The 25406-nt window shown below is 64.6% G+C and carries 25 protein-coding genes; 18 read left to right on the top strand and 7 right to left on the bottom strand.

The window, feature by feature from the left end; genetic code table 11:
- Nucleotides 1–99 precede the first annotated feature (99 nt).
- The gene (locus ACT54B_RS17435) at nucleotides 100–2148 is read right to left on the bottom strand and encodes a hybrid sensor histidine kinase/response regulator (RefSeq protein WP_476046671.1); all 2049 of its coding nucleotides are present in this window, start codon (nucleotides 2146–2148) and stop codon (nucleotides 100–102) included.
- Nucleotides 2132–3640 carry an ATPase domain-containing protein gene (locus tag ACT54B_RS17430; protein ID WP_476046669.1) on the bottom strand — a complete coding sequence of 503 codons (1509 nt, stop codon included), beginning with the start codon at nucleotides 3638–3640 and terminating at the stop codon, nucleotides 2132–2134. The genes ACT54B_RS17435 and ACT54B_RS17430 overlap by 17 nt, the downstream gene beginning before the upstream one ends.
- Nucleotides 3641–4032: 392 nt before the next feature.
- Between ACT54B_RS17430 and ACT54B_RS17425 the strand changes: the two genes are divergently transcribed.
- The 6 genes from ACT54B_RS17425 (at nucleotide 4033) to ACT54B_RS17400 (ending at nucleotide 10607) form a co-directional block, all read left to right on the top strand.
- A complete protein-coding gene (locus tag ACT54B_RS17425) occupies nucleotides 4033–4242 on the top strand; it encodes a cold-shock protein (protein ID WP_476046667.1) in 210 nt (69 codons plus the stop codon).
- Between the two features lie 110 nt (nucleotides 4243–4352).
- Entirely contained in the window at nucleotides 4353–4568 is a 216-nt protein-coding gene (locus ACT54B_RS17420; RefSeq protein WP_476046666.1) for a hypothetical protein, read from the top strand.
- A gap of 337 nt (nucleotides 4569–4905) precedes the next feature.
- Nucleotides 4906–5106 carry a hypothetical protein gene (locus ACT54B_RS17415; protein WP_476046664.1) on the top strand — a complete coding sequence of 67 codons (201 nt, stop codon included), beginning with the start codon at nucleotides 4906–4908 and terminating at the stop codon, nucleotides 5104–5106.
- A 118-nt stretch (nucleotides 5107–5224) separates the two neighbouring features.
- The gene (locus tag ACT54B_RS17410) at nucleotides 5225–5671 is read left to right on the top strand and encodes a GyrI-like domain-containing protein (RefSeq protein ID WP_476046663.1); all 447 of its coding nucleotides are present in this window, start codon (nucleotides 5225–5227) and stop codon (nucleotides 5669–5671) included.
- Between the two features lie 76 nt (nucleotides 5672–5747).
- Nucleotides 5748–6632: a L,D-transpeptidase gene (locus ACT54B_RS17405; protein ID WP_476046661.1), complete on the top strand. Its 885-nt coding sequence runs from the start codon at nucleotides 5748–5750 to the stop codon at nucleotides 6630–6632.
- A gap of 198 nt (nucleotides 6633–6830) precedes the next feature.
- Nucleotides 6831–10607 carry a beta strand repeat-containing protein gene (locus ACT54B_RS17400; RefSeq protein ID WP_476046659.1) on the top strand — a complete coding sequence of 1259 codons (3777 nt, stop codon included), beginning with the start codon at nucleotides 6831–6833 and terminating at the stop codon, nucleotides 10605–10607.
- 285 nt (nucleotides 10608–10892) lie between these two features.
- On the opposite strand, the gene ACT54B_RS17395 is transcribed toward ACT54B_RS17400, so the two are convergent.
- Nucleotides 10893–11384, bottom strand: coding sequence for a MarR family winged helix-turn-helix transcriptional regulator (locus ACT54B_RS17395; RefSeq protein WP_476046657.1), 492 nt, complete (start codon nucleotides 11382–11384; stop codon nucleotides 10893–10895).
- 154 nt (nucleotides 11385–11538) lie between these two features.
- Between ACT54B_RS17395 and ACT54B_RS17390 the strand changes: the two genes are divergently transcribed.
- Complete coding sequence (locus ACT54B_RS17390; RefSeq protein WP_476046655.1) at nucleotides 11539–11961, top strand: organic hydroperoxide resistance protein; 423 nt, start codon at nucleotides 11539–11541, stop codon at nucleotides 11959–11961.
- Between the two features lie 59 nt (nucleotides 11962–12020).
- Here the strand turns inward: ACT54B_RS17390 and ACT54B_RS17385 are convergent, their stop codons facing one another.
- Entirely contained in the window at nucleotides 12021–12506 is a 486-nt protein-coding gene (locus ACT54B_RS17385; RefSeq protein ID WP_476046653.1) for a MarR family winged helix-turn-helix transcriptional regulator, read from the bottom strand.
- 76 nt (nucleotides 12507–12582) lie between these two features.
- Here ACT54B_RS17385 and ACT54B_RS17380 point away from each other — a divergent pair, with 76 nt between their 5' ends.
- The 9 genes from ACT54B_RS17380 to ACT54B_RS17340 all read left to right on the top strand — a co-directional run bounded on the left by ACT54B_RS17380 (nucleotide 12583) and on the right by ACT54B_RS17340 (nucleotide 20438).
- On the top strand, nucleotides 12583–13341 hold the full coding sequence (locus ACT54B_RS17380; protein ID WP_476046652.1) for a VOC family protein: 759 nt from the start codon (nucleotides 12583–12585) through the stop codon (nucleotides 13339–13341).
- 315 nt (nucleotides 13342–13656) lie between these two features.
- Entirely contained in the window at nucleotides 13657–16005 is a 2349-nt protein-coding gene (locus ACT54B_RS17375; RefSeq protein WP_476046650.1) for a putative monovalent cation/H+ antiporter subunit A, read from the top strand.
- Entirely contained in the window at nucleotides 16002–16421 is a 420-nt protein-coding gene (locus ACT54B_RS17370) for a Na(+)/H(+) antiporter subunit B (RefSeq protein ID WP_476046649.1), read from the top strand. Before ACT54B_RS17375 ends, ACT54B_RS17370 begins: the two co-directional genes overlap by 4 nt.
- The gene (locus tag ACT54B_RS17365; RefSeq protein WP_476046647.1) at nucleotides 16421–16795 is read left to right on the top strand and encodes a Na+/H+ antiporter subunit C; all 375 of its coding nucleotides are present in this window, start codon (nucleotides 16421–16423) and stop codon (nucleotides 16793–16795) included. The genes ACT54B_RS17370 and ACT54B_RS17365 overlap by 1 nt, the downstream gene beginning before the upstream one ends.
- Nucleotides 16796–16806: 11 nt before the next feature.
- Nucleotides 16807–18390 (top strand): Na+/H+ antiporter subunit D, encoded by a 1584-nt coding sequence (locus ACT54B_RS17360; protein ID WP_476046645.1) that lies wholly within the window; start codon nucleotides 16807–16809, stop codon nucleotides 18388–18390.
- Entirely contained in the window at nucleotides 18387–18872 is a 486-nt protein-coding gene (locus tag ACT54B_RS17355) for a Na+/H+ antiporter subunit E (protein WP_476046644.1), read from the top strand. Before ACT54B_RS17360 ends, ACT54B_RS17355 begins: the two co-directional genes overlap by 4 nt.
- Nucleotides 18869–19219: a cation:proton antiporter gene (locus ACT54B_RS17350; RefSeq protein ID WP_476046642.1), complete on the top strand. Its 351-nt coding sequence runs from the start codon at nucleotides 18869–18871 to the stop codon at nucleotides 19217–19219. The genes ACT54B_RS17355 and ACT54B_RS17350 overlap by 4 nt, the downstream gene beginning before the upstream one ends.
- Complete coding sequence (gene mnhG, locus ACT54B_RS17345) at nucleotides 19216–19539, top strand: monovalent cation/H(+) antiporter subunit G (protein WP_476046640.1); 324 nt, start codon at nucleotides 19216–19218, stop codon at nucleotides 19537–19539. Before ACT54B_RS17350 ends, mnhG begins: the two co-directional genes overlap by 4 nt.
- A 470-nt stretch (nucleotides 19540–20009) precedes the next feature.
- Nucleotides 20010–20438 (top strand): Ros/MucR family transcriptional regulator, encoded by a 429-nt coding sequence (locus ACT54B_RS17340; protein WP_476046638.1) that lies wholly within the window; start codon nucleotides 20010–20012, stop codon nucleotides 20436–20438.
- Between the two features lie 146 nt (nucleotides 20439–20584).
- Here ACT54B_RS17340 and ACT54B_RS17335 read toward each other — a convergent pair whose 3' ends face one another.
- The 3 genes from ACT54B_RS17335 to ACT54B_RS17325 form a co-directional block, all read right to left on the bottom strand.
- Nucleotides 20585–20929 (bottom strand): DUF1491 family protein, encoded by a 345-nt coding sequence (locus ACT54B_RS17335; RefSeq protein WP_476046637.1) that lies wholly within the window; start codon nucleotides 20927–20929, stop codon nucleotides 20585–20587.
- A gap of 34 nt (nucleotides 20930–20963) precedes the next feature.
- A complete protein-coding gene (locus ACT54B_RS17330) occupies nucleotides 20964–21386 on the bottom strand; it encodes a SufE family protein (protein WP_476046635.1) in 423 nt (140 codons plus the stop codon).
- Nucleotides 21387–21711: 325 nt separating this feature from the next.
- Nucleotides 21712–22245, bottom strand: a complete 534-nt coding sequence (locus ACT54B_RS17325; protein WP_476046633.1) for a DUF5330 domain-containing protein — start codon at nucleotides 22243–22245, stop codon at nucleotides 21712–21714.
- 463 nt (nucleotides 22246–22708) lie between these two features.
- On the opposite strand from ACT54B_RS17325, the gene ACT54B_RS17320 reads away from it, so the two are divergent.
- Both ACT54B_RS17320 and ACT54B_RS17315 read left to right on the top strand, forming a co-directional pair.
- Nucleotides 22709–24286 (top strand): sensor histidine kinase, encoded by a 1578-nt coding sequence (locus tag ACT54B_RS17320; RefSeq protein ID WP_476046632.1) that lies wholly within the window; start codon nucleotides 22709–22711, stop codon nucleotides 24284–24286.
- On the top strand, nucleotides 24258–25376 hold the full coding sequence (locus tag ACT54B_RS17315) for a peptidoglycan-binding domain-containing protein (protein WP_476046630.1): 1119 nt from the start codon (nucleotides 24258–24260) through the stop codon (nucleotides 25374–25376). Before ACT54B_RS17320 ends, ACT54B_RS17315 begins: the two co-directional genes overlap by 29 nt.
- The last annotated feature ends 30 nt before the right edge of the window (nucleotides 25377–25406 follow it).

Below are 25406 nucleotides of genomic sequence, written 5' to 3'. Positions count from 1 at the left end.
ACCGGGAACGGCCTTGGCGGCGACCCGGCCTGACCTTCCGTTCGCTGGCTTCCGCCTGCCGGGCATCCTCGCCCGCAGGCCGTCCGGGCAAGCCTCCCGCTATATCAGCTTGCCCAGCATCAGCGCCAACTGCTCCTGGGAATAGGGCTTCCCGAGCCTTGCCACATCCAGTTCCATGCCCGACGGCAGGTCCGCATAGCCGGAGGCCAGCAGGATCGGCAGGGTGGGCAGCCTTTCGCGAACGGCTTTCGCCAGTTCCGCCCCGGTCATGCCCGGCATGGAATAATCCGTGATCAACAGGTCGAAAACTTCACCGCCATCGATCAGCGAAAGAGCGTCCTTGCCGGAATAGGCCTCGACGACCTCATGGCCGAGATCGGTCAGCATGTCCGCCGAACTCATCGCGATCAGCGCATCGTCATCGACGAGAAGGATCCGCTTGGGGCCGGCGGCGGCGACCCGCATCGGTGCTGCCGCCCCGTCCTGGGCCATGACCGGCCTTTCCGAGGTCGAAACCGGTATCCAGAGTTCGGCTGTCGTTCCCTGACCCAGACGGCTCGTCAGCCGCAGCCGGCCATTCAGCTGCAAGGCCAATCCATGTACCATGGACAGGCCGAGGCCCGTGCCCTTGCCGAGTTCCTTGGTGGAGAAAAACGGCTCGACTGCCTTTTGCAGGGTGTCCGGGTCCATGCCATGGCCCTGGTCGATGACCGACAGCACCACATAGCGTCCCGGCGCGAGCTCGTCCGAACCCGCCGGCTGCTCGCCCTCCTTCAGTTCGATACGGAGGACGCCCCCGTCGGGCATGGCGTCACGTGCGTTGACGGCGAGATTGAGAAGGGCGAGCTCCACCTGGTTGGCATCCGCTGAAACCTGCGCCAGCCGCTCGGGGACGGCCACTTCGACGGCGATCCTCGATCCGACCGAGCGCTGCAACAGGTCCTTCATCTCCTCCACGAGACCGGCAAGGTTCACCGGACCCACCTGAAGATCCTGCCGGCGGGCAAAGGCGAGCAGCCGCTGGGTCAGCGAGGCGCCGCGTCTCGCCCCTTGCAGCGCGCCTTCGATCAGCCGCGTCGCCTTCGCATCGCCGTTATGGTGCTTCTGCAGCAGCTCCAGATTGCCGAGCACGGCCATGAGGAGATTGTTGAAATCATGCGCCACGCCGCCCGTGAGCTGGCCGATCGCCTCCATCTTCTGTGCCTGCCGCAATTGCTCTTCCGCCCGTTCCCGCTGATGGACCTCCGCCAGCACGAGCCTGTGGGCTTCCTCCAGTTCGCGCGTCCGCTCCGCGACCCGCTCCTCCAGCATCTCGTTGACATGCCGCTGCTGAAGCTCCGATCGAAGCCGCTCGGTAATATCTGCGGAAACGCCCACGAGCTTGATCGGCCGCCCGGACAGGTCGCGGTGAAGCTGCGCGCGGATTTCCGCGCCATGCACCGAGCCGTCCGGCCAGACCGTCCTGTAGGAAATCGCATAATCGACGCCGGTTTCGAGGGTCGTTCGAACGGCGGTTTTCATGCGGTCCAGATCATCCGGATGGATGGCCGCAAGCAGGTCCTCGTAGGTAAAGCGCTCGTCCGGCGCGCGGCCGAAAATTTCGCGGCATAGCGGCGATGTCGTCAGGACATTGGTGGCGATATCCAGTTCCCAGGCCCCGAGACGACCGGCGGCAAGCGCCGTCTGAAGCCGGCGCTCCCCCTCGTCCAGAGCTTTCATCCGGGCGCTTGCCTCATACTGCCGGCGGCGGCCGCGCATGGCCGAGGTGGCGACGCTGATGAAGGAGGTGGCGTGGAAAGGCCGCTCGATGAAGCTGACATTGCCGAGCACTTCGGACAGCCGCGCCGCCGCCGGGTTCCGCTCCGGGCCGCCGCCCCGCGCCGTGAGAATGATGAAGGGGAGATCGGACCAGGTCGGCTGCGATGCGATCCACTGGGCCAGCGGGCGCAAGTCCGCCGAACGCAGCGCCTCCTCCGTCATGACGACGAAGGCGACATTGTCGGTGAGGGCGGCAACCACACCCTCGAAGGTGGGGACCGTGCGGGCGAACAGGCCCGCTTCCTGCAGCAAGGCCGCAGCAATCTGGGCATCCCGACCCAGGGGAGCATGAATGAGGCCAAACACATCGCGGTCAGGAATGGGAAACATCCTCGTCTAGGGTCTGCAGAAGGGGCTTCCTGTCCCCGATGAAGATCGGAACGCCGCGGAGAATACCCTGAAATCCCGAGAGCGGCGCTCCGAGCGTCAGACCGTCGCGGCCGATCTTGTATTCGCGAATGGTGTCCTCATGCGGACCCGTGCGCTTCTTGATGACCGAAATTGCCCGGCGCACCCGGCCCTCGGCCACGAAATAGCGGAGCAGAATGACCGTATCGGCCAGATAGGTGACGTCGACCGGTGACTTCATGTCGCCGACCAGGCCATGCTGCGCCACGGTTATGAAGGTGTTGGCCCCCTGCCTGTTCAGATATTGCAGCAGTTCGTGCATGTGCAGGATGAGGGCGTTTTCCTCCGGCATCGCCGCCTGATAGCCGTTGATGCTGTCGATAACGACCGTTTTTGCGTCGAAGCTCGCCACCTTGTCTCTCACCCGCTGGGCAAACTCGCCCGGCGACAATTCGGCGGCGTCGAGCTGTTCGATATGAATGAGCCCCTTGTCCCGCATGGATTCGAGATCCAGTCCCAGGTCCCGGGTGCGGGCAAACAGGAGCCCCAGCTCCTCATCGAACACAAAGATCGCGGCCCTTTCGCCGCGCCGAACGCTTGCCTCGACAAATTGCAGCGCAAACAGGCTCTTGCCCGTGCCGGCAGGTCCGATCAGAAGCGTGCTGGAGCCGCGGGCAATGCCCCCGCCCAGCAGATCGTCGAATGCTCCGATGCCGCTCGCGAGGACCGTGCGTTGAAAATTCGACCTGTGTTCCAGGGCACGCAACCGCGGGAAAACGGCCACGCCCCCGGTCTTGATCGTGAAATCGTGATAACCGCCGCGAAACGATTGCCCACGATATTTGAGAACCCTGAGCCGACGGCGCTCCGACCCGTAATCGGGCGCCAGCTGCTCGAGGTGGATGACACCGTGCACCACGCTGTGGACCGTCTTGTCCGTCGCATCGGAGGTCATGTCGTCGAGCAGCAGAACCGTTGCCTGGGAGCGGGAAAAGAAATGCTTCAGCGCGAGAATCTGCCGCCGGTACCGCAGCGAGCTCTGGGCCAGAAGCCGGATTTCCGAAAGGCTGTCGATCACCACGCGATGCGGCTTCGCCCGCTCGAAGGCCTCGAAGATGAGCTTGGTCGTCTCCCCCAGCTCCAGATCCGACGAATAGAGCAGGCTCTGCTGCTGATCGGCATCGAGAAGACTTTCCGGCGGCACCAGCTCGAAGATCTCCACATGGTCGTCGATGGTCTTGCCGTGGGCGAGCGCGCTGTCGCGAAGCTCCTCCTCGGTCTCGGAAAGGGTGATGTAGAGACAGCGTTCGCCCTTGCTGGCGCCTTCGAGCAGGAATTGCAGGGCAACGGTGGTCTTGCCGGATCCGGGCGCGCCTTCCAAGAGAAACACATGACGACGGGAAAGCCCACCGGACAAGATTTCATCGAGCCCTTCCACGCCGGTCTTCGCCATACCGTTGAAACTGTCTGCCATACCTTCTCCATCTGATTGTGAAATAGAGCGATGCGCTTTCTTTGCCAGTGAAGAAGACGCCTGAACCTGCCATTTCGTTCCGCTTGCAGGCGAGCAATAAGAAAACCCCTCGGCATCCGGCGCGGCGGCCGGCAAAGACCGTATGCGTGTTTCTGCCGGAGTCAGCGGCGACGGCGCGCGCCGCAACCAAAAATTTATAAAGAATAGCTTTCCATCACTTCTGATTGACATACGAATGGAAGCTGCTAGGATGGGCCCATCGAATTTTGCTCGCTAAGTTTTGTTATCGCGTTTCGCAACGCGCCATGATCGAACCTTCCTTCAAAAATCGCTATCCCAAGCCGCAGCGCTGCCGCGCTGTGGGCACTCATGCGCCTCAGAAAGGGTTCATCATGACCACTGGCACAGTAAAATGGTTCAATTCCACCAAGGGCTTCGGCTTCATTCAGCCTGACAATGGCGGCCCGGACGCCTTCGTGCACATCTCCGCCGTCGAGCGCGCCGGCATGCGCGAAATCATCGAAGGCCAGAAGCTGGCCTTCGACATGGAGCGCGACCAGAAGTCGGGCAAGATGTCGGCCTGCAATCTTCAGGCGGCTTGATCAGGCACGCTTCTGACCACGGATGTACTGGCAGAGCGGCACGATACGAAGATCGGGGTCAGGCGGATCGCCTGGCCCTTTGTCTTGAACGCGATCCGACCGGAAAGACCATGACCGAGACCCACAGCAAATCGCGGCAAAGAGCGGAGCTCGCCTTTGCCGATACCCAGAGCCAGTTCTTCGCCCGCAGCAAGGCGCTGGACGAAGCGGCTGCCCTCGTGCAATCGCGCGATGAAAAGACGGCCCGCCTGCGCGAAGCGCGGCTGGCGCGGGAGGCGGAAGCGCTCGCTTCTGCAAGGCCGACGCGGCCAGACGACTCTCTCTGAAGCGACAAGCGCCGATGAGGGCGCTGCGGCAAGGGCCACGCCCCGTCGTCGCTCCCGGCGCAACGGCCTCGAAATCTTCATCCTCCGGTTGATCGGCCCCGTCCCCGAACCGGGCCTTCCGCGCCTCTCCCCGTCCGCACGCTGTCCTAATAAAGGAAATTTGCTGTCGGTTGCGCTAGATCAAATCAAATGAACCAAACTCTCGCCATAGTCTTCCCATGGTCGACAGGAAATCCACCTCGGAATTCTTGTCGCTACAAGTAGAAATCGAGAGAAAGGCAGCAACCAGCTCCGCCAACGGGGGTGGAGTGGCTGTGTGTTGCCGGGGAGACAGGACATGATACGTTTGGCGGTCGTCATTTACATTCTGACTGCAACTGTTTTTGCGGGTTCTGCTGTGATTGCGGTTCTGACGATGAATTTGCTGAAACCGGCGCAAATCGGCGGGGCCTTCGGGGCCGGTCTGCTTCTGGCCGCGCCCGTGGCGCTTCTTGTCGCACGCAACATCTATAATGCCCTGAACAGCCGAAGCGTCTGACGTTTTCGCCGCAGAGGGGCTGCGCCTCCGGGTCGGGCGGGTCCCGGAGGCGTCTTTCATTCGGCATCCGGCTCGGCTATGAGCGAGGGCGCAACCCCTCGCGATCCCGGAGACCCCGATGCTCGAAACGCCCCGCATCGTCGAAGCAGACGAGCAGATCACCGCCGTCGTTCCGTTTCGCGTGCCCCGCAGCGAAATCGCCGAGGCCATGGGGGCCGGGCGCATGCAGCTGATCGAGGTGCTCGCCCGCCAGGGGATCGAGCCGACCGGCCCCTGGTTTTCCCGACATCATCGCATGGATCCCGACTGGTTCGATTTCGAAGTGGGTCTGCCCGTCGCCCGCGCCGTGGTGCCGGAAGGCAGCGTCGTGCCGTCCACGCTGCCGGCGGGACGGCTGGCGCTCACCGTCTATCACGGCGGCTATGAGGGGCTCGGCACCGCCTGGTCGGATTTCATGCTCTGGCTGGAGGAGGGGGGCTATCGGCCCGCCGAACAGCTCTGGGAACATTATGCCGCGAGCGACGACGGCACGCCGGCGACGGTTCTCTGCCGCCCGGTTCTCTGACCGCCCCGGCGACAGCTTCGCGAAAGGGCCGCCGGCTAGCCTCGGCCAAGGTTCCTGATCAAGAAGCGGTTTCCGTATGTCCCTGTTCCTTTCCCGTCTTGCCGTTCGCGCCCGGCGCCTTGCGCCGCTCGGCGCTGCGCTTTTTCTGAGCGGTTGCTATATCGATACCAGCAGCATGAATACCGACCGGTTCGTTCAGCAGACCCGGCCGATCTTCTATGTGGACGAGGACCTGCCGGATACCGCCAATGCCTATGTCGCGCCGCCGAACACGCTGCCGCGCGTTCCGGCCCAGATGCCGCTCGCCGGAACACCCGGCCGCACGCCGCCCTCCACCAACTATCCGGTTGCGCCGAAGCCGGTGCTGAAGGCCGGGTTGACGCTCTCGCCCGGCCAGCTGGATGTCTACGATCCCGAATATGAAAGCATGTACGGCGCCTTCCAGGACAAGGACCGGCTGCTGCCCGCACTGCCCTACAAGCGCATCCCCGCCAAATATCTGCGCCGCGAGGTGGATTTTCCGAGCGCCGACCGGCCCGGCACCATCATCGTCGATACGAAGGAGAAATATCTCTATCTCGTGCTCGGCAACGGCAGGGCCATGCGCTACGGCGTCGGCCTCGGCCGCAAGGGCTTCGGCTGGCACGGACGCGGCGTCATCCAGTGGCGGCAGCGCTGGCCGCGCTGGACCCCGCCCGACGAAATGGTGCAGCGCCAGCCGGAAATCGCCCAATATTCCGCCGCCAATGGCGGCATGAACCCCGGCCTTGCCAACCCGCTCGGCGCGCGCGCTCTCTATATCTTCCAGAACGGCCAGGACAGTCTCTACCGCATCCACGGCACGCCGGAATGGCGCTCCATCGGCAAGGCCGTCTCCTCCGGCTGCGTGCGCATGCTGAACCAGGACGTGATCGACCTTTACGACCGCCTGCCGGACAAGGCCGAGATTGTGGTCCTGTAAGCCCCTTTTCCTCTTCGTCGTTTTCCAGAGCCCGGCCCCAGCGCCGGGCTTTTTGCGTTCGGGCCGGGCTGAGGCCGGAAAGGTCCGTGAAATCGGGACTTTGCGCATTTCGGGGCGCGTCGGTCGCTTGACACGAACAGACATTTAAATAGCCTCATATCCGAATTTTTGAATATTTTGATTTACGAGGAAACAATCATGGCATTGAGGCTAACGCTGACCAACAGCAACGGCACCCACACCTACAATAACGGGGATACGGTCCCCTTGACCTCGGGTGCCGATGTCATCGAGGGAACGCAGTTTCAGGACGTTTTCCTTGTTGATCCTGCCGGCATCACCTGGAAGGACAAGATCAATCTGGGTGACGCATCGAATGACCGGCAAGACCTGATTGCCTTTTCGGTTCCCGGCACGTTCGACACGACGCTGCTCGGCGAGTTCTCCGGGGTAGATATTATCTACGGCAGTGAAGGTGACGATACCATCAAGATCCGTGCCGATAATACAGCCGATCTGGTGATGGGCGGTGGCAACGACAAGCTGGTGCTTGTCGGCGGCGGTACGCTCGACCTCACGTCCCCGGGCACGTCCTACCTGTATAGGTACACGAGCTTCCAGTTCCTCGAAGGAACGGATGGCATCGACGATACCTTCGAGATTGCGGAGGGCAGCACGCTCACCATCGACGGCAGGACCGGCACGGACAAGGTCGTGCTCAAGGGCGGCGGCATGCTGGATACGACGGTGGCAGGCCGCTACACCAGCATCGAAAAGTTCGATGGCACGAGTGCGGGCGCGGATACCTTCATCATTACCGCAAACAATACCGCCATCATCGATGGCAAGGAGGGGGCGGACAAGATCATCCTCTCGGGCGGCGGCGAACTCGATCTCACCGTCACGGACCGTTACCTCAACATCGAAAGCTACGAAGGCTCCGCTGCCGACGACACGTTCAAGGTCGCGGCCGGAAGCGCGCTCACCATCGACGGCAAGGGCGGCACGAACACGGTGATCCTGAACGATACGGGCACGCTGGATATGACGACGTTCACCAACATCCGGACCGTGCTGGGCACCACGGGCGACGATGTCTTCGACGTCCGTGCTTCGAGCAGGATCACGATCCAGAGCAACGGCGGCAGGGACAAGGTCGTGCTCTCGGGCGGCGGCACGCTGGATACGACGGCGGCCTTCTACACCAGCATCGGAAAGTTCGATGGCACCAGTGCGGGCGCGGATACCTTCATCGTGACCGCAAACAATACCGCCATCATCGACGGCAAGGAGGGGGCGGACAAGATCATCCTCTCGGGCGGCGGCACGCTCGATACGACATCGCCGCTCTACACCGATATCGAAATCTTCGAAGGCACAAATGCGGGCGCTGACAGTTTCACGGTCAAGGCAGACAATACCGCCATCATCGACGGCAAGGGCGGCGTCAACAAGGTCATTCTTTCGGGCGGCGGCACGCTGGATACGAGGTTTGCGGGCCGCTACCTCAACATCGGCACCTTCGAAGGCACCGACGACACCGACGACACCTTCGAGATTGCGCTCTACAGCGCGCTGACCATCAACGGCAGGACCGGCACGGATACGGTCACAGTCAGCCAGAATCTCACCACTTCAGCCCGTATGGATGCCACCCGGTTCACCCATGTGGAACGCATTGTGGGCAGCACCGGCGATGATGTCATCTCTGTGTCCCAGAGCTGCTTGGCCTTTATCACGCGCATCGACGGCGTCGGCGGATCAGACATCGTCTTTCTTGACGCCGCCGGGTCCATCGATCTTGGAAAACTTGCAAACATCACGACTGTCCAAGGCTCCGCCGGCGACGACATCTTCACGGTCGGATCTCGTAACACTATCAACGTTCAGGGCAAGGGCGGCGTCGACACGGTCGTGCTCTCGGGCGGCGGCACGCTGGATACGACGATTGCAGGCCGCTACCTCAACATCGCCACCTACGAAGGCACCGATGCAGGCAACGACACCTTCACCATCCTCGCGGGCAGCACGGCGATCGTCGACGGCAAGGGCGGCACGGACAGGATCGTGCTTGGCTCTGCCGGCGCGCAGGACACGCGGACATTCACCGGCATCGATTATATTGACGGCTCTTCCGGCGCGGATACCTTCACCGTTGCGGCGGGCAACACGGCCAGCATCGACGGCAAGGAAGGGACCGACAAGGTGGTGCTTGCCGCCGCCGGCACGCTGGACCTCACGAAATTTACCGGCGTCGAAAGTGTCGATGGCACCGCGGGCGCGGATACCTTCACCGTCGGGGCGGGCAACACCGCAACCATCGACGGCAAGGAAGGGACCGACAAGGTGGTGCTAGCCGCCGCCGGCACGCTGGACCTCACGAAATTTGCCAATATCGAGCGTTTCGAGGGCTCTTCGGGCAACGACACCTTCATCACATCCGTGGCGGGCACTGCCATCATCGATGGCGGCGAGGGCGCGGATACGGTCCGCCTTGCGGCGGCGGACACGCTCGATTTCACCACCGCCACCCGCTTCGCCCATATCGACCGCTTCGAGGGCTCGTCCGGCCATGACAGTTTCATCGTCACCGCGGATGGACCGCAGATCGTCGATGGCGGCGCGGGCTATGATACCGTGCGCCTTGCGGCGGCGGGCACGCTCGATCTCGCCCGCTTCACCGCTATCGATACCTTCGTCGGCTCCGAGGGCAACGATACCTTCCTCTTCGCGCCCGGCACGGAAGGCCGGATCGACGGCGGCGCCGGCAGCGATACGCTCCGGCTCTCCAGGGCCGGCACCCTCGATCTCGCCGTTGATGGCCGCTATCTGAACATCGAGAAGGTCCTGGGCTCGTCGGGCAACGACACGTTCCGCATCGCTGCGGGCGATACGCTCGGCATCGACGGCGGCGCCGGCAGCGGCGATACGCTCAGGCTCTCCAGGGCCGGCACGCTCGATCTCTCCGTCGCCGGTCGCTATCTGAACATCGAGAAGGTCCTGGGCTCGTCGGGCAACGACACGTTCCTCGTCGCTACGGGCGATACGCTCGGCATCGACGGCGGCGCCGGCAGCACGGATACGCTCCAGCTGGCCTCGGCCGGCACGCTCGATCTCTCCATCGCCGGCCGCTATCTGAACATCGAAAAGGTTCTCGGCTCGTCGGGCAACGACACGTTCCGCGTCGCCGCAGGCAGCACGCTGGGCATCGAAGGCGGCTTCGGCAGCGATACGGTGCAGCTGGCCACGGCGGGCACGCTCGATCTCACGGCAGCGGGCCGTTATGTCGGCATCGAGACGTTTCTGGGTTCGGCCGGCAATGATGTGTTCCTGATCAATGCCGCCACCACGGCCGCCATCGATGGCGGCGGCGGGATGGATACGGTGCAGGTCGCCACGGCGGGGGCGCTTGACCTGCAGGCAATGAGCAACTTGAAGGGTATCGAGCGCCTCCTCGGCTCGAAGGGCAATGACACGCTCTCCGGCAGCCTGCTCGGCGATACGCTCGAAGGCGGGGACGGCAATGACGGGCTGAACGGCCGGGGCGGCAATGATACGCTCCTCGGCGGGCTCGGCAACGACACGCTGACCGGCGGCGATGGCAATGACCGGCTGAATGGCGGCGACGGGCGCGATATCCTCGTCGGCGGCAACGGCAATGACAGTTTCGTCTTCGACACGAAGCTTGGACCGGTCAATCTGGATACGATCAGCGGTTTCAACGTGGTGCAGGATACGATCGAGCTCGACAATGCCATCTTCACCCGGCTCGGCAAGACCGGGGCGCTTGGCGCTGGCTTCTTCACAGCCAATGCCACCGGCAAGGCCGTCGATAAGGACGATTACCTGATCTACAACACGAAAACCGGCGGGCTGTTTTACGATGCGGACGGCAATGGCAAGGGCGTGGCGATCCAGATCGCCCAGCTCGACAAGGCCCTTGCGCTGACGGCGAAGGATGTCCTCGTCATCTGAGCCCCGTCACCCCAATGACGAAAGAGCCCGGCGGCAGACCGCCGGGCTTTTTGCCGGGTGACAAACCCTCCATCCGCCAACCTGCCTACTCGAAGTCCAAAATTCACGGAATGTTTCTCAATCGAAAAGGGGAGGGATCGGACCCAAATCGGCCTCAACACCTGCCAGAAGACTTTTGTCAGCAGTCCGAGCCCGGCGGCACACCGCCGGGTTTTGGGCCGTTTTCTCTTTGAAAAAGCGCGGGCCTCCGGTCGGTGCGGCAAGCCCTCGGGTGCCGGGCAGGCTCTAGCCTTCCAGGGCGCGGCGAAGCCGGGTCAGCCGTTCGCGCAAGTCGTCGGCCTCGCCGGCGCCACATCCGGTCTTGGCAGCAATGCCGGCAAAGACGCGAATGGCTGCCTCCCGCAGGGCTTCCCCCGCAGGGGTGAGCGAGACCGTTACCTGTCGCTCGTCGCCCGCATCCCGCCGTCGCGCCACATGGCCGGCCTGCTCCAGACGCTTGAGAAGCGGCGAAAGCGTGCCGGAATCCAGCGTCAGCGCCTCGCCCAGCGCCTTCACGCCCATCGGTCCCTGCTCCCACAGAACCAGCATCACCAGATATTGCGGATAGGTCAGCTGCAAGTGCTCCAGCAGCGGCTTGTAGGCCCGCTGAAAAGCATGCGCCGCCGCATGGACGGAAAAGCACAATTGCCGGTCGAGCGTGAGCGCGGCGCTGAAAGCCTCCCTCTCTTCCGGCTTGAGCACGGGCAAGGGATCGTTTGCCGCAATCGGGCGTTTCATCAAAGGTCTCCAGCCTTGAGGGCAGGGCCGGCGCAAACCGGCAATCTCCCCTGCATCATGCCGCAGAAAGGCCGAATTTTCAATGCGCAAAATTCTATTGCGCGCAATTTAATTTTGCGCTATTTGTTTCGCATCAACCAGAAAGGAAACGCCGATGCCGATACTCTACACCACCAAGGCCACCTCCACCGGCGGACGGGCCGGCTCCTCCCGCACCGAAGACGGTGCACTCTCGGTCACGCTCACCGTGCCGAAGGAACTCGGCGGCGATGGCGCGCCGGGCAACAATCCCGAGCAGCTTTTCGCTGCCGGCTATTCCGCCTGCTTCCTCGGCGCGTTCAAGTTCGTGGCCTCGAAGGAAAAGATCAAGATTCCCGACGATGCCCGCGTCACCGCAACCGTCGGCATGGGCCCGCGGGAAGATGGCGGTGGTTTCGGCATTGACGTCAAACTGGAAATCCACGTGCCGGGCCTCGACAAGGCCGAGGTGCAGCGCCTGGCCGATGCCGCCCATGTGGTTTGCCCCTATAGCCACGCCCTGCGGGTGCCGCGGCAGGTGCCCACCACCGTTGTCTGACCGGCACTCCGGGGATGGAAGCAAGGCCCGGCCCCTGAAAAGGCCGGGCTTTTTGCCGTTCAGCTGTTTTCGTCGGCTCTGCGGCAGGCCTGGGTCAGGCTCTCCAGCGTCGCCGGCACCGCCGCCAGCTCCGTCGCTGACTGGGCTGTCAGCCGCGCCAGCGTGTCCTGCCAGACAGGCAGAAGCTGCTGCAGAAGCCGGTAGCCGTCCTCCGTCAGCAAAAGCTGCTGCACCCGGCGATCGCCGGGGGCAGGGCGGCTTTGCAACAGCCCGCGCCCCGAAAGCACCTTCACCGCCGCCGTCACCGTGGTCCGGTCCATGCCGAGTTCCCGGCCCACTTGCCCGATGGAGGGCGGCTCGGGACGGTTCAGCGCCATCATCAGGGAGAATTGCCCGTTGCCCACGCCGAAAGGTTGAAAAGCCCGGTCGAAAAGCCGGGCCAGTTCCCGGGCAGCGCGCTGCGCCTGAAAGCACAGGCAGTGGTCCCGCACGAAAAGCGTGGTGGCAAATGGAACGGGAGGTTGTGAAAATCCGGCGGTTGACATGCCCTATATGTTGATATCAACTTTTCCTCGTCAAGAGCCCAGCCTTCGAGAGGCCTGACAAAAGGGAGACAGGATCATGGCAGCCCACCACGGACCCTTCATCTGGTATGAATATGCAAGCGCCGATCCCGGCCGCGCGGCGGCCTTCTATGCCCATGTGATCGGCTGGACCACGAGCGATTTTTCCATGCCGGGCATGCCCTATACGATCTTCAACGCGCCGGATACGGGCGTGGGCGGCCTGTCCGGCCTCATGGAAGGCAGCCGCAAGGGCTGGCTCGGCTATGTGCAGGTCGAGAACGTGGATGAAACGGTCAGCGCCTTCGCGAAGGACGGCGGCGGCGTGCTGGTGCCCGCCATGGATATTCCGACGGTGGGGCGCTTCGCCATCCTGTCCGATCCCGGCGGCGCGGCTCTGGCGGTCATGAAGCCGCTCTCCGAGGAACGCTGGGTTCCGGACACGCTCGCCAGACCCGGACATTGCGCCTGGCACGAGCTCTATGCCCGCGACGGGGAGGCGGCCTTTCCCTTCTATGCGAAGATGTTCGGCTGGAGCGAGGCCCGCACCATGGATATGGGCGCCATGGGCGTCTACCGCATCTTCGCCCAGGATGGCACCGATATCGGCGGCATGATGACCATGATGCCGGGCAATCCCGCCCCCTACTGGAACTTCTATTTCCACGTGGATGCCATCAATGCCGCCGCCGCCCGTGGCGCGGAGAAAGGCGCAACCGTGCTCATGGGTCCCCATCAGGTCCCGGGCGGCGCCTGGGTCATCCAGATGATCGATCCCGAGGGCAACCCCTTCGCCATGCTGTCTGCGGTGAAATAGCGGGCAAACGCCTCTTGCCGTCGGGTGCGCCGGGCAGGCGAGGGGTGCGTCCTCCGGCCCGGGGCTCGCCCGTCCGCCGGGCATCTTCCGCGCCTGCGGCGGATCGGAAAGACCCGGAAAAACCGCATGAACGAGATGCCGCGAATGCGGGAGAGAACGGCGCCCGCCAGCCTTCGCTCGCGGCCTCGTGACCCGATTTCAGCGGGCGTGTTGCCCTTTCGCCTTGAGCCATCCGGGCAAATGGCCTATCTCGGGGCTAGCGAAACGGGGCATCTCAGCCAGAGGCTCCGGGCATGAGGACAGAAGGCCAATAGGATGGAAGTAACCTTTCTGGCGCTGGTCGCGCCCTTTCTCGCCGCGCTTGCCGCGCCGGGACTGGTGCGTGTCTTCGGCCATCGGGCGGCCTTTCTGCTGGCGCTTGTTCCCGTGGCGATATTTGCCCGTCTGGCGGGCTTTCTTGCCGATGTCATGGCGGGCGAGAAAATCACCGGCGGCTTTGCCTGGGTGCCGTCTTTCAATCTGTCCTACAGCTGGTATCTGGATGGGCTGTCGCTCACCTTCGCCCTGCTCGTGACGGGCATCGGGGCGCTTATCGTGCTCTATGCCGGGGCCTATATGAAGGGGCATCCGCAGCAGGGGCGTTTTCTCGCCTTTCTTCTGGCCTTCATGGGCGCGATGCTCGGGCTCGTGGTGTCCGACAGTTTCCTGATGCTGTTCATCCATTGGGAACTCACTTCGCTCACCTCCTTCCTGCTGATCGGATTCGATCATGAAAAGGCGGCCTCGCGCCGCGCGGCGCTGACGGCGCTCGCCGTCACCGGCGGGGGAGGGCTGTTCCTGCTGGCGGGGCTGATGTTCATCTGGAACATCACCGGCGTCACCCAGTTCTCGCTCCTGCTCATGCTGGGGGGCGACCTGAAGGCCAGCCCCTTCTACATGGCGGTCTTTGCGCTGATCGCGGTTGCGGCCTTCACCAAGTCCGCCCAGTTTCCCTTCCATTTCTGGCTGCCCAATGCCATGGCCGCGCCAACCCCTGTTTCGGCCTATCTCCATTCCGCCACCATGGTGAAGGCGGGCGTGTTCCTGCTCATGCGGCTCAATCCGGTCATGGGCGGCACGCCGCTCTGGACCATCGTCCTGCCGGTCATGGGCGGCGTCACGCTGATTGCCGGCACGGTGCTGGCACTGCGGCAGACCGATATCAAGCTCATTCTCGCCCAGACCACGGTCGCCTCGCTGGGGCTTCTGGTGATGATGACCGGTTATGGATCCGAAAAGGCGGTCGAGGCAGCGGTGCTCTATCTCCTCGCCCACGCGCTCTTCAAGGGCGCGCTGTTTATGGTGGCCGGGCAGGTAGATCACGGCGCGGGCAGCCGCGAAATCGGGGTGGTGTCGGGCCTTTATCGCGCCATGCCCCTCACCGGTTTTGCCGCGGGTCTGGCCGCCCTTTCCATGATCGGCTTCATGCCTTTTGCGGGCTTCCTCGCCAAGGAAGAAATCTATGCCGCCTTTGCCGGCGGTTCCCCGCGCGATCTCCTGTTTCTCGCCACCGCCTTTGCCGGCAACGTCATGATGGGCGCTGCCGCCCTGCAGGCGGGCATCACACCCTTTCGGGGGCGGTTCGCCGCGCCGGAAGCCCATCCGCATGAAGGGCCGTTCGGGCTTCTGGCGGGGCCGCTTCTGCTCTCCATTCTCGGCCTTGCCGCTGGCATGGGGGCCGGCTGGTATCATGCGGGGGTCGGCAATCCCATGGCCTCGGCCGTGGCCGGCCATCCGGTCGCGATCACCATTTCCGGCATCCCGCATCTCGGCCTGCCTTTCGCGCTGTCGCTGGCGACGATCCTGCTGGCCGTGCTTCTCTGGTGGCGGCTGCCGGCGCTGGCGCCTGCGCTGCGCACCTTTCTCACCGCACTCGGCCCGGGGCCGGACCGGGGCTTCGATCATGCGCTCGACGGGCTGACGCGGATCGCCCATGCCGTGGTGCGCCGCGTGCAAAGCGGCCGGCTCGAACATTATTTCGTCGGCACTTTTGCCGCCCTGGCGCTGACGCTTCTGGTGTCGATGGCGGTGCAGGGCGAAATGCCCGGCCTGCCGGCGCTTGCCGGGCCCGTGCCCGTGGCCGAGGCCCTGGTGCTGCTGCTTGCCGTCTGCGGCATCGGGGCGGCGCTGGCTGCGGCAGACCGGCTCGTCGCCATTGTCGCGCTCGGCATTCAGGGCTTTGCGGTCGGTCTCGTCTATCTGCTCTATGGCGCGCCCGACCTCGCCTTTACCCAATTCATGGTGGAAACGCTGGCCGTGGTCATTCTGACCCTGGTCATGACCCGCCTGAACCTCAAGGGCAGCGATCATCGTGCGCCGGTGGAGCGGCTTGTGGATGGCGCCGTCGCCTGTGCCGCGGCGCTGTCGCTCGGCCTGCTGATGCTGAAGATGCTGGAAAGCCCGTTCGATGCGCGCCTCAGCACCTTCTTCAATGCCTATAGCAAGGCCATCGCCCATGGCGCCAATGTGGTGAATGTCATCATCGTCGATTTCCGCGGCACCGATACGCTGGGCGAAATCAGCGTCGTGCTGGTCACGGGGCTTGCCGTGCTGGGCCTCATTCGCTTGCGTCGCCCGGCGGCCCGGCCGGAACGGGCGGGCAAACAGTCGGGGGAAAGCCGATGAACACGCTGATTTTCCGCACCATCGCCCCGTTCCTGTCGGCGCTCATGCTGGTCTTCTCGGTTTTCGTGCTGTTGCGCGGCCATAACGAACCGGGCGGCGGCTTCATCGGCGGGCTGATTGCGGCGTCCGCCCTTGCCATCCAGGGCATCGCGCAGGGCGTCCCGGCCGTGCGCCGCTCGCTGAAGGCTGATCCCCTGACGATCGCCGCATTCGGCCTGCTGCTGTCGGCGCTGGCCGGTCTCATGCCCTTTCTCGGGTACCGGCCCTTCATGACCGGCCTCTGGACGGAGATCGATCTCGGGCTGGGCACCGTGGCGATTTCCTCGGTGATGCTGTTCGATATCGGGGTCTATCTGGTCGTCGCCGGCACGGTCACGGCCATGGCCCTCGCGCTCGAGGAAAGGGAGAAGGACTGATGGAACCCGTCTTCGCGGCGCTTGCCACCCTGTTCTTCGCGGCCGCCTTCTATCTGCTGCTGTCGCGCCATGTGGTGCGGATGCTGATCGGCGTGGCGCTGCTCGGCAATGGGGTCAATCTTTCGCTGTTTCTGGCCGGACGCCTGACGCGCGACGTGCCGCCGGTGATCGGGGCGGAGGAAACGGTGCTGGCTGCCGGGGCCGCCAATCCGCTGCCGCAGGCGCTGATCCTCACGGCCATCGTGATTTCCTTTTCCTTCTTCGCCTTTCTGCTGGTGCTCGGCTATCGGGCCTATCAGACGCTGGGCACCGACGATACGCGCACCATGCGCTTTGCCGAGCCGGATCGCCTCGATCCGCCCTCTGGCTATTGAGGAGCGCTGTCATGGCCGCTTCGCTGTCCGTCGATCCCGCTCTCGTGGCCGATGCCATGGCCACCGCTCCGGTGCTGCCGGAACACTGGCTGATCGTCGCCCCCGTCCTGCTGCCGCTCATCGGCGGCGGCGTGGTCATTGCCGCCCGCCACCGGGCCGGGCGACCGGCCGGCTGGCTGTCGCTGCTCGTTCTCGCCCTGACGCTGCTGGCCAATCTCGGGCTGTTCCTGAACGTGCTGCAGGAAGGCGCGCTGACCATGGTCATGGGGCGCTGGCTGCCGCCCTTCGGCATCGCCTTTACGGTGGACCGGCTGGGTGCGGCCTTCTCGCTCGCCGCCTCGGCCGCCACGCTGCTGGCGGCCATTCACAGCCGCACGGAAAAACGGCCGGCCCCGGCCTATGGCCCGGAACCCTTCCAGCTTCTGCTGCTCGCGGGTGTCTCCGGCGCCTTCCTGACGGGTGATATCTTCAACCTGTATGTGTGGTTCGAGGTGCTGCTGATCTCCTCCTTCGGCCTGCTGGCGCTAGGGCCGGGGCGGGAGGAGCTGGATGGCACGCTGAAATACGGCTTCCTCAATCTGGCGGGCACCACGCTGTTCCTCATTGCGGTCGGCCTGCTGTACGGCCTCACGGGCACGCTCAACATGGCCGATCTTGCCCAGCGCCTGCCCGCGCTCGAAACCGGACCGCTGATTACGCTCGCCAGCCTGTTCCTCTTCGCCTTCGGCATGAAGGCCGCGGCCTTTCCGGTGCAGTTCTGGTTGCCGGCCGCCTATCATACCCCGCGCGCCAGCACGGCGGGGCTGTTTGCCGCCTTGCTCACCAAGGTGGGCATCTATGCCATGTTCCGGGTGCTGGTCATGCTCATGCCCGGCCCGCTTGAGGAGCTGAGCCTGCTGGTGGCCGCCATAGCCGCCGCGACCATGCTGTTCGGCGCGCTCGGCACCCTGGCCGAGCGGGATCTTCGCCGCCTGCCGGGTTTCGTGCTGATCTCCGGCATCGGCACCATGCTGGCCGGCATCGCACTGCATTCGCCGGGCGGGGAAACCGGCGCCATCTTCTATGCGCTGCAATCCATGGCGCTGATGCTGGCGCTTTATCTGGCCCTCTTCGAGGCGGCGCGGCTGGCCGGCACGACCGACATGATGAAGGGCGGCGGGCTCCATGCGCGCGCGCCGCTGCTGTCCGGCCTCGTGCTTGCCCTCTTCTTCGCGGCCTCCGGCCTGCCGCCTTTCTCCGGCTTCTGGCCGAAGGCGCTGATCCTCAAGGCGGCGCTGGATATCGGCGCCTGGTGGCTGGCCGGCGCCCTGCTGCTCTCGGGCTTCCTGACCACGATCGGGCTTGCCCGCGCCTATCTTCTCGCCTTCTGGCATCCTGCCCGGCCCCGGGGGGAGGCGAAGGGCGCGGACGCCGTGGAGGCCCTGCCGCAGGCAACCCCCCTCGCCACGCTCCTGCCGGTGCTGCTGCTCGCGGCGGTCGTCCTCGGTTTCGGCCTCTTTCCCGAGCCGCTGCTGCAGCTCGCCGGCGATGCCGCAGGCGGTCTTGCCGATCCCACCGTCTATATCCGCTCCGTCTTTCCGGGAGTCCAGCCATGATGCCGTCCCGAAGCGCGCTCGCCTATGCCACCATTCTCACCCTGTTCTGGCTCGCCCTGAGCGGCAGCGTCACGCCGCTCAACATCCTGCTCGGCTATGCGGTGTCCGCCGCAGCGCTCGGCGTGCTGCGGGGGCAGTTGCCGGAAATCGATTTCCGCATCCGGCCGCTGAAGGCTTTCGTTCTGTTCCTGCTGTTTCTGCGGGAGCTTTTCCGCTCCGCCTGGCGGGTGGCGAGCCTTGTGCTGCGGCCGCGCCTGGATATCGCGCCGGATGTGGTGGCGGTCCCCGTGGGCCTTGCCCGCGACGCGGAACTGACCCTGCTGGCCAATCTCATCACCCTGACCCCCGGCACGCTCACCGTCGATATCGCCGATGACCGCCGGGCGCTCTACGTGCATGCGCTCGAAGGGGGCGATCCGGAGGCTGTCCGGCGCGACATCCGCGCGGGCTTCGAACGGGCGATCCGGGAGGCCTTCCGATGAGCCTTGCCGCAACTGTTCTCGATCAGGTGTCGATGGTGGCCTTGCCCGTGCTCGGCCTTTCGCTGCTCGCCACCGCCTGGCGGGTGGTGCGCGGGCCGACCCTGGCCGACCGCGTGCTGGCCCTCGACATGATGACGGCCATCGCCATCGGCTTCATGGCCGTCTTTGCGATCCGCACCGGCCACAGCCTCTATGTGGATATTGCCATCGCCCTTGGCCTTGCGGGCTTCCTCGCCACCATCGCCTTTGCCCGCTTCATTCTCACCCGGCCGGACCGGCGCCAGCCGCCCGCGCCGCCCGCGCGGCCCAGACCCATGCGGCCCGGCCAGAGACGGAGGCGCGCATGATGGACGATATCCTCGACTGGCTTTCCGCCGCGATGATCCTGGCCGGAGCCTTCTTCACGCTGGCCGCCGCCATCGGCCTGGTGCGTCTGCCGGATCTCTTCACCCGCATGCATGCCGCCTCCAAGGCGGGGGCCGTGGGCGCCGGCCTTTTTCTCATCGCCGCCGGTCTTCAGGGAGAAAGCTGGGGTATCCTGGCACGGACAGTTGCAGGTTTCTTCTTCCTGATCCTCACCTCTCCCGTGTCCGCACACCTGCTCGCGCGGGCTTTTGTCGCTGCAGGAAACAGGCCGGATACAGCCCGCTTGCGCCGCAAGGACTGATTTGCTCGCTCCGCTCGCCGCCTGACGGGTGTTACATTTTGAGATTACATTGCTTCGGGACAGTGATTCATTATTTTTGTTCACTATTGTTGAGATATTCTTTTGATATGCAATATCGCGACTGATGAGGGTTTTTATATATTTTCCGCCATTTTATTATTGGTTTTTATTTTGATTGGTGATAGGCAAAAAACCATAGAGTGACTGTGTTGACTGTAGCAGACCCGAAATTGTCACCTCATTGCTTGCATGCCGTCAGGATGTCTCGCAATGAACGAGGTTGGCGGTGAAAGGAATGTTTCGCAACGGGCGCAAGGCAACTTGGCGGACCATGGTGAAGCGCTTAGGGGTAGGCGTTTCACTGCCAATTTGTTTCAGTGTCTGGACTCTGCACAGCACATCTATGGATTGGCCGGCGCGTGTCTCCTGGGGGAGCGGCCGGTGGGCGTGTTGATAAGGAGAAATAACTAATGGTTGAATTGGTTGGAAACGCCAATCAAGAGCTGCTCGTCGAGCTGACTGCGGAAATCGTCGCTGCCTATGTGGGGAATCATGTCGTGCCGGTGGCCGATTTGCCGAACCTGATTGCGGATGTGCATGCGGCTCTGAACCAGACCCACTCGCCTCAGCCGGTCGCCTTGCCCGTCGAGAAGCCGAAGCCGGCCGTCTCCGTGCGCAAGTCCATTCAGGACGATCAGATCACCTGCCTGGAATGCGGCGGTTCCTTCAAGTCGCTGAAGCGCCACCTGATGACCCATCACTCCCTTTCGCCGGAAGAATATCGCGAGAAGTGGGACCTTTCTGCCGATTATCCGATGGTCGCGCCCGCCTATGCAGAAGCCCGCTCGCGCCTCGCCAAGGAAATGGGCCTCGGCCAGCGCCGCAAGCGCGCCAAGTAAGCCCTCGCCATCTCCCGCCATTCAAAAAGGCCTCCGCTGTCGCGGGGGCCTTTTGCATATCCGGCAAGCCCGTTCGCGAATATCGCCTCGATCAGTAACCCGCCCCCCGAACCATCGGCCCCATGGACAGTCTTGCGCGTCGGTGTTCACGGGCTTTCGTCGACGGCAATATAGCGGCCGAGATCTTCGGTTTCCGCCTCCACCACCCAGAGATCCGGATCGAAACGGCGCTCGCGGGCCATGAGGGCGTCGACGGCGTCGGCTTCGGCGCGGTCGAGACGCCGCTCGAACCGCCGCTCGCCGCTCGTCTCGTCGTCGAAGAAAGCCTGCGGGGCCGGGGCGAAGAGCGTGACGGTGCCGTCCCGGTGGCGTTCCTTCAGGAAAACCGCACCCGCTTCCGGCGCGCCCTTGCATTCCACCGCCGCAAAGCCGCCGGCGGCAAAAACGCGCCGGATCAGCGCGCTCACATAGAAATCGGTGGTGACGCGCATGGGAAAACCCCTGTTGCGGTGAAAAGGCCGGCCGTCAGGACGTCTTGGCCAGCCGGAGGGCGTCCTCGCGGATGCGGGCGATCATCGAGCGCAGCCCGTTTGCCCGCTGGGCGGAGAGATGCTCGATAAGGCCGATCTTCGCGAAGAGATCGGCGGCGTCGAGCCCGGCGATCTCGCTGGCGCGCTTGCCGTCATAGGCCGCAAGGACGATGGCGACGAGGCCGCGCACGATATGGGCGTCGCTGTCGCCTTCGAGATGCAGCACCGGATCGGTGCCCGTCTCTGGCTTCACCACCAGCCAGACCTGGCTGGCGCAGCCGCGCACCTTGTTTTCCGCCGTCCGCAAGGCCTCCGGCAGCTCGGGCAATGCCTTGCCCAGCTCGATCACATAGCGGTAGCGGTCTTCCCAATCGTCGAGATAGGCGAAGTCGTCGATGATCTGGTCGATGGAGGCCATGGCGTGGTCGAAGTCCCTGCTGTCACGTGCCCCCGATATAGGCGAAGCCTGCGGAAATGAACAGGAACAGCGTCCATTCCCCCGCACAAAAAAAGAAGCCGCGAGGCACGCCGTCGGGCGCACATCGCGGCAAGCAGCAACAGGGATGCTGCAAGGTGACAGGGCAGGCACTGCAACCGGAAGCGGGGCGGGAAAGCCGGATGCTTCCGGGGAAAACGCGCGGGCCTCGGATCCTGCCGCAGGGCAGGGGGGACAAGAACCGGCGCGAAAGGAAAATGCGGGGGCGACCAAGGGACAGGAGGCCACCCCCGCCAGGGAAAGGCGTTCAGATCTCCGGGTTGGGCCGCGGCAGCGGCACCGGCACCCGGGCAGGAAGGCTGCCGGTCACCACCGTGTCGGAGACCGGCGGACGATAGGCCTGCGGCTTGTGGCCGGAAAGTTTCGACGGCAGGGGCTGGAAGGCGACGCCGCCCTCGACAGCCTCATCGGCGGATTTCTCGGCGAAGGCCACGGCCAGCGAAGGCGATTTCGGTGCAGCCGGCGCGGCATCCGCAGTGCGGGACCCCGCCTTGCCCGGCTCGTCGGCAAATTGCTCGTTCAGGTACTGATAGGCGACGAAGGCCCCTTCCTTGGCGCGGTAGCCGAGCGCGGTGAAGGTTTTCGCACCCTTCTCGCACACATCGGGCTTTTCCTCGCAGAGACCGGAAAGATAGGTGTAGGCCCCGGTTGCGGCGGCGAAGGCATCGCCCATTTCCACCGGCGGGGCATTGGCGAGGCGACCGGCGCTGCCGGCACTCAAAAACGGCAACAGCACAAGCACCAGCGAGAACCAGAAGCTGCCCTTGATCATCCACCACATTGCATTCGTCCCTGTTATCACGCTCCGGTCTTCGTGCCGGATGAAGCGGAACCACTGCCCCGCTGACTGACCTGACCCTAGGGATCGAAGTGCCAACAGCGGCTTTCCCGGACCGATGGCATTTGCGGCGAATTTCACTCAAATGCCATTGTTTCTGCATTTGAAGCGAATTTGAATGGCATTTTAACGGCGGCCGTTAAGCATATGGGCAGCCCCACCCCCGGAAACCGGGGAGATCGGCCGGCCGGCTCTGCCGCAAGTCTTAACATCCATCGAAAATACAAGGTAAAACCGTCGCTTACGCGGTATTAACCACAATTCCCAAAGCAGGGCAAAAGCGTCCGGAAAAGAGACTCCGAAGGGGGTTCGCCCCATTCGGGGACAGGCATTTTTATCCTTTCCTTAAGCCGCCGGACCGTAAAATCGGACCATACAAGGATCAGCCTTGAAGGGTTCATCAGGTTTGCGCGTTATTGAAACCATCTGCGGGAAGGCGGGCGATGCAGTCCGGTTCACCGCCGGCCGCTGGGCCGACCACTGGCTGGCCGCCACCGGCGGGGCAGAGGATGCGCGCGCCCACGAACGGGCTCTTCTGGTCTCGGCTGCCGGCATGGCCGGCATGGCTTTCGTCACCCTGGCGCCGCTCTCGCTTTTCCTGCTGCCCCCCTCCGCCGCCCTGCCGGCCGCCTTTGCCGCCTCCACAGCCGGTTTCCTCGTCAGCGCCACCGCCGCCATCGCGCGGGCCCGGTCCGCACCCGAGCCGAAGCGCGCCGACGCGGTTTCCCCCGCAGGCCCGGAGCTGTTGCTGGCTGCCAGCCGGCTGGCGCCCGGCCTCATGCTGATCATGGATCCGCAGGGCCATGTGCTGGCCACCGGCGGACGCGATGCGGCGACCATGCTGGCCCGCATGGCCGATCCGCTCGGCGCAGGCTTCACCGAACAGCTTCACGTCTCCGACCGCATTGCCTATCTGACGGCGCTCGACCGGCTGCGCCAGGGCGAGGACCGCGCGCGCGCCGATATCCGGCTGGAGCCGCCGCTTGCGGCCGAGCAGCGGGGCGGCCAGTTCGCGCCCGTCCGGCTGGATCTGATGGCGGAGCGCGGCCCCGATGGCGCGCTTTGCTATATTGCCTGCCATGTGGAGGACAGCACCGAGGAAAGCCGGCTGCGCGACGCGGCGGAGGCGAAGACCGCAGAGGCCGAGAACGCCAATGAATCGAAGAGCCGCTTCCTCGCCGCCGTCAGCCACGAGCTGCGCACGCCGCTGAATGCCATTCTGGGCTTTTCCGATATTCTGCTCGGCGAGTATTTCGGCAAGCTCGCCGATGACCGGCAGCGCGAATATGTGGGGCTGATCCGCCAGTCGGGCGCGCATTTGCTTTCGGTCGTCAACACCATGCTCGACATGTCGAAGATCGAGGCGGGCCGCTATGAGCTGATCATGGAGCCTTTCCCGGCTGCGGAGCCCATCCGCGCCTGCGAGGAGATGCTGGCGCTCCAGGCCCGCGAAAAGGGTGTGACGCTGACCAGCCGCATACAGCGCGACATGGGCGAGGTGGTGGCAGACCGCCGCGCGCTCAGCCAGGTGCTGATCAACCTCGTCGGCAATGCCATCAAGTTTACCGATCGCGGCGGCGTGATTTCCATCGATGCCACCCGCGCCGCCGGGCGGCTGGTGATCACGGTTGCGGATACGGGTATCGGCATTGCCGAAGACAAGATCGGCCTCATCGGCCAGCCGTTCCAGCAGGTGCAGAACGCCTATACCCGCCAGTATGAAGGCACGGGCCTCGGCCTGTCGCTGGTCAAGGGGCTGGTGCGGCTGCATGGCGGCGAATTTTCCATCCGCAGCCGGGTGGGCGAGGGCACCGTCATCACGGTCAGCCTGCCCGATGACGGTTCCGGCCCGGTCGGCGTCGAAGACGGTCCGGCCGACGACAGGACCGTGGAATTCCCGCCGCGCCTCGGCGCCGCACGGACCACCGCGGCCAATCCACATGAGGGCATGAGCCATGGCACCCCGAAAGCCCAAAGCGCCTGAAAAGCGGCCGAAGCCGCTGATCGTCCGGCTGTTGTCCACCACCGCGCTGTGGCTGGGCCTTGGCGCGCGGGGTCTCGGCCGTCAGGCGCTGCGCCATCCCGGGCCGGCCCTGGCGAGCGCCCTGTTTCTGGGCGTGTTCGGCTCCGTCGCGGCCAATGCGCTCTGGTACCAGCCGCAGCGGCTCGCCTCCGGCTATTTCGCCACGCGCGATTTCGACCGGTTCGATGCTCTGCCCGGGCTGCGCCACCGCAAGCCCGCGCCCGCCGACGTCACCACCTTCAAGATCGAACGCGCCGATGACGTGGTCGTGGAGGGCGAGGAGCCCGCCGCCGCCCCGACCGCCGAAGAGACCGCCTCGACCGGCGACGAGACCGCCTCGATCATCCGCAATGCCGAAAGCCTGCCTGTGGCGGGGACGGTTCCGTCGGCCGGCCCGGAAAATGTCGCCCTGGCCGTCGCCGTGCAGCAGGCGCTGATCCGTCGCGGGCTCTATAACGGCAATGCCGACGGGGTGATCGGCCCGCGCACCACCGCTGCGATCCTGTTCTTCGAGCAGACGGAGGGCCTGCCGGAGACCGGCGAGGTGACCGAAGACCTGTTGAAACGGCTGACGGAGGGCGCGCCGCCCGCCGAAACCACCGCCGCCATCAGCGCCGCCCCGGCGGAAGCGGCCCCGGCCCCGGAGGCCGATCCCGTCGCGGCCGCCATCCGGGCCACGCCGGTCCCGGCCGCCCGGCCGAAAACCCGCAAACCGGAAGATCGCGCCACGCCGGTCAAGGTCAAGAGCGGCGCGGACGATCTCGCCAGCCTCATCCGCGCCAGCGATGACCAGGCACCGGCAAAGACCGCCGGCAAGACCACGCTGCCCGGCAAGAGCAGCGCCGCGCCGCCGCCGGTCGATGCCCACATGATCAGCCAGATCCAGGCGGGACTGGCCCGCATGTCCTACCAGAACGCCGATCCTAAGGGGGTTGCCGGCCCCGGCACCCGCGCCGCAATCCGCCAGTTCCAGAAATACTACCGCCTGCCGATGAACGGCGAACCCAGCGCCGAAGTGCTGGCCAAGCTGAAGGAAATCGGTGCGGTCTAGCATCCGTCAGGATGCGGTCTAGCATTCGGT

It is taken from the genome of Gellertiella sp. DMC107 (genome assembly GCF_056313605.1).
The sequence above is the reverse complement of the archived record's forward strand: the minus strand, read 5'-3'. Positions and strand labels throughout refer to the sequence as shown.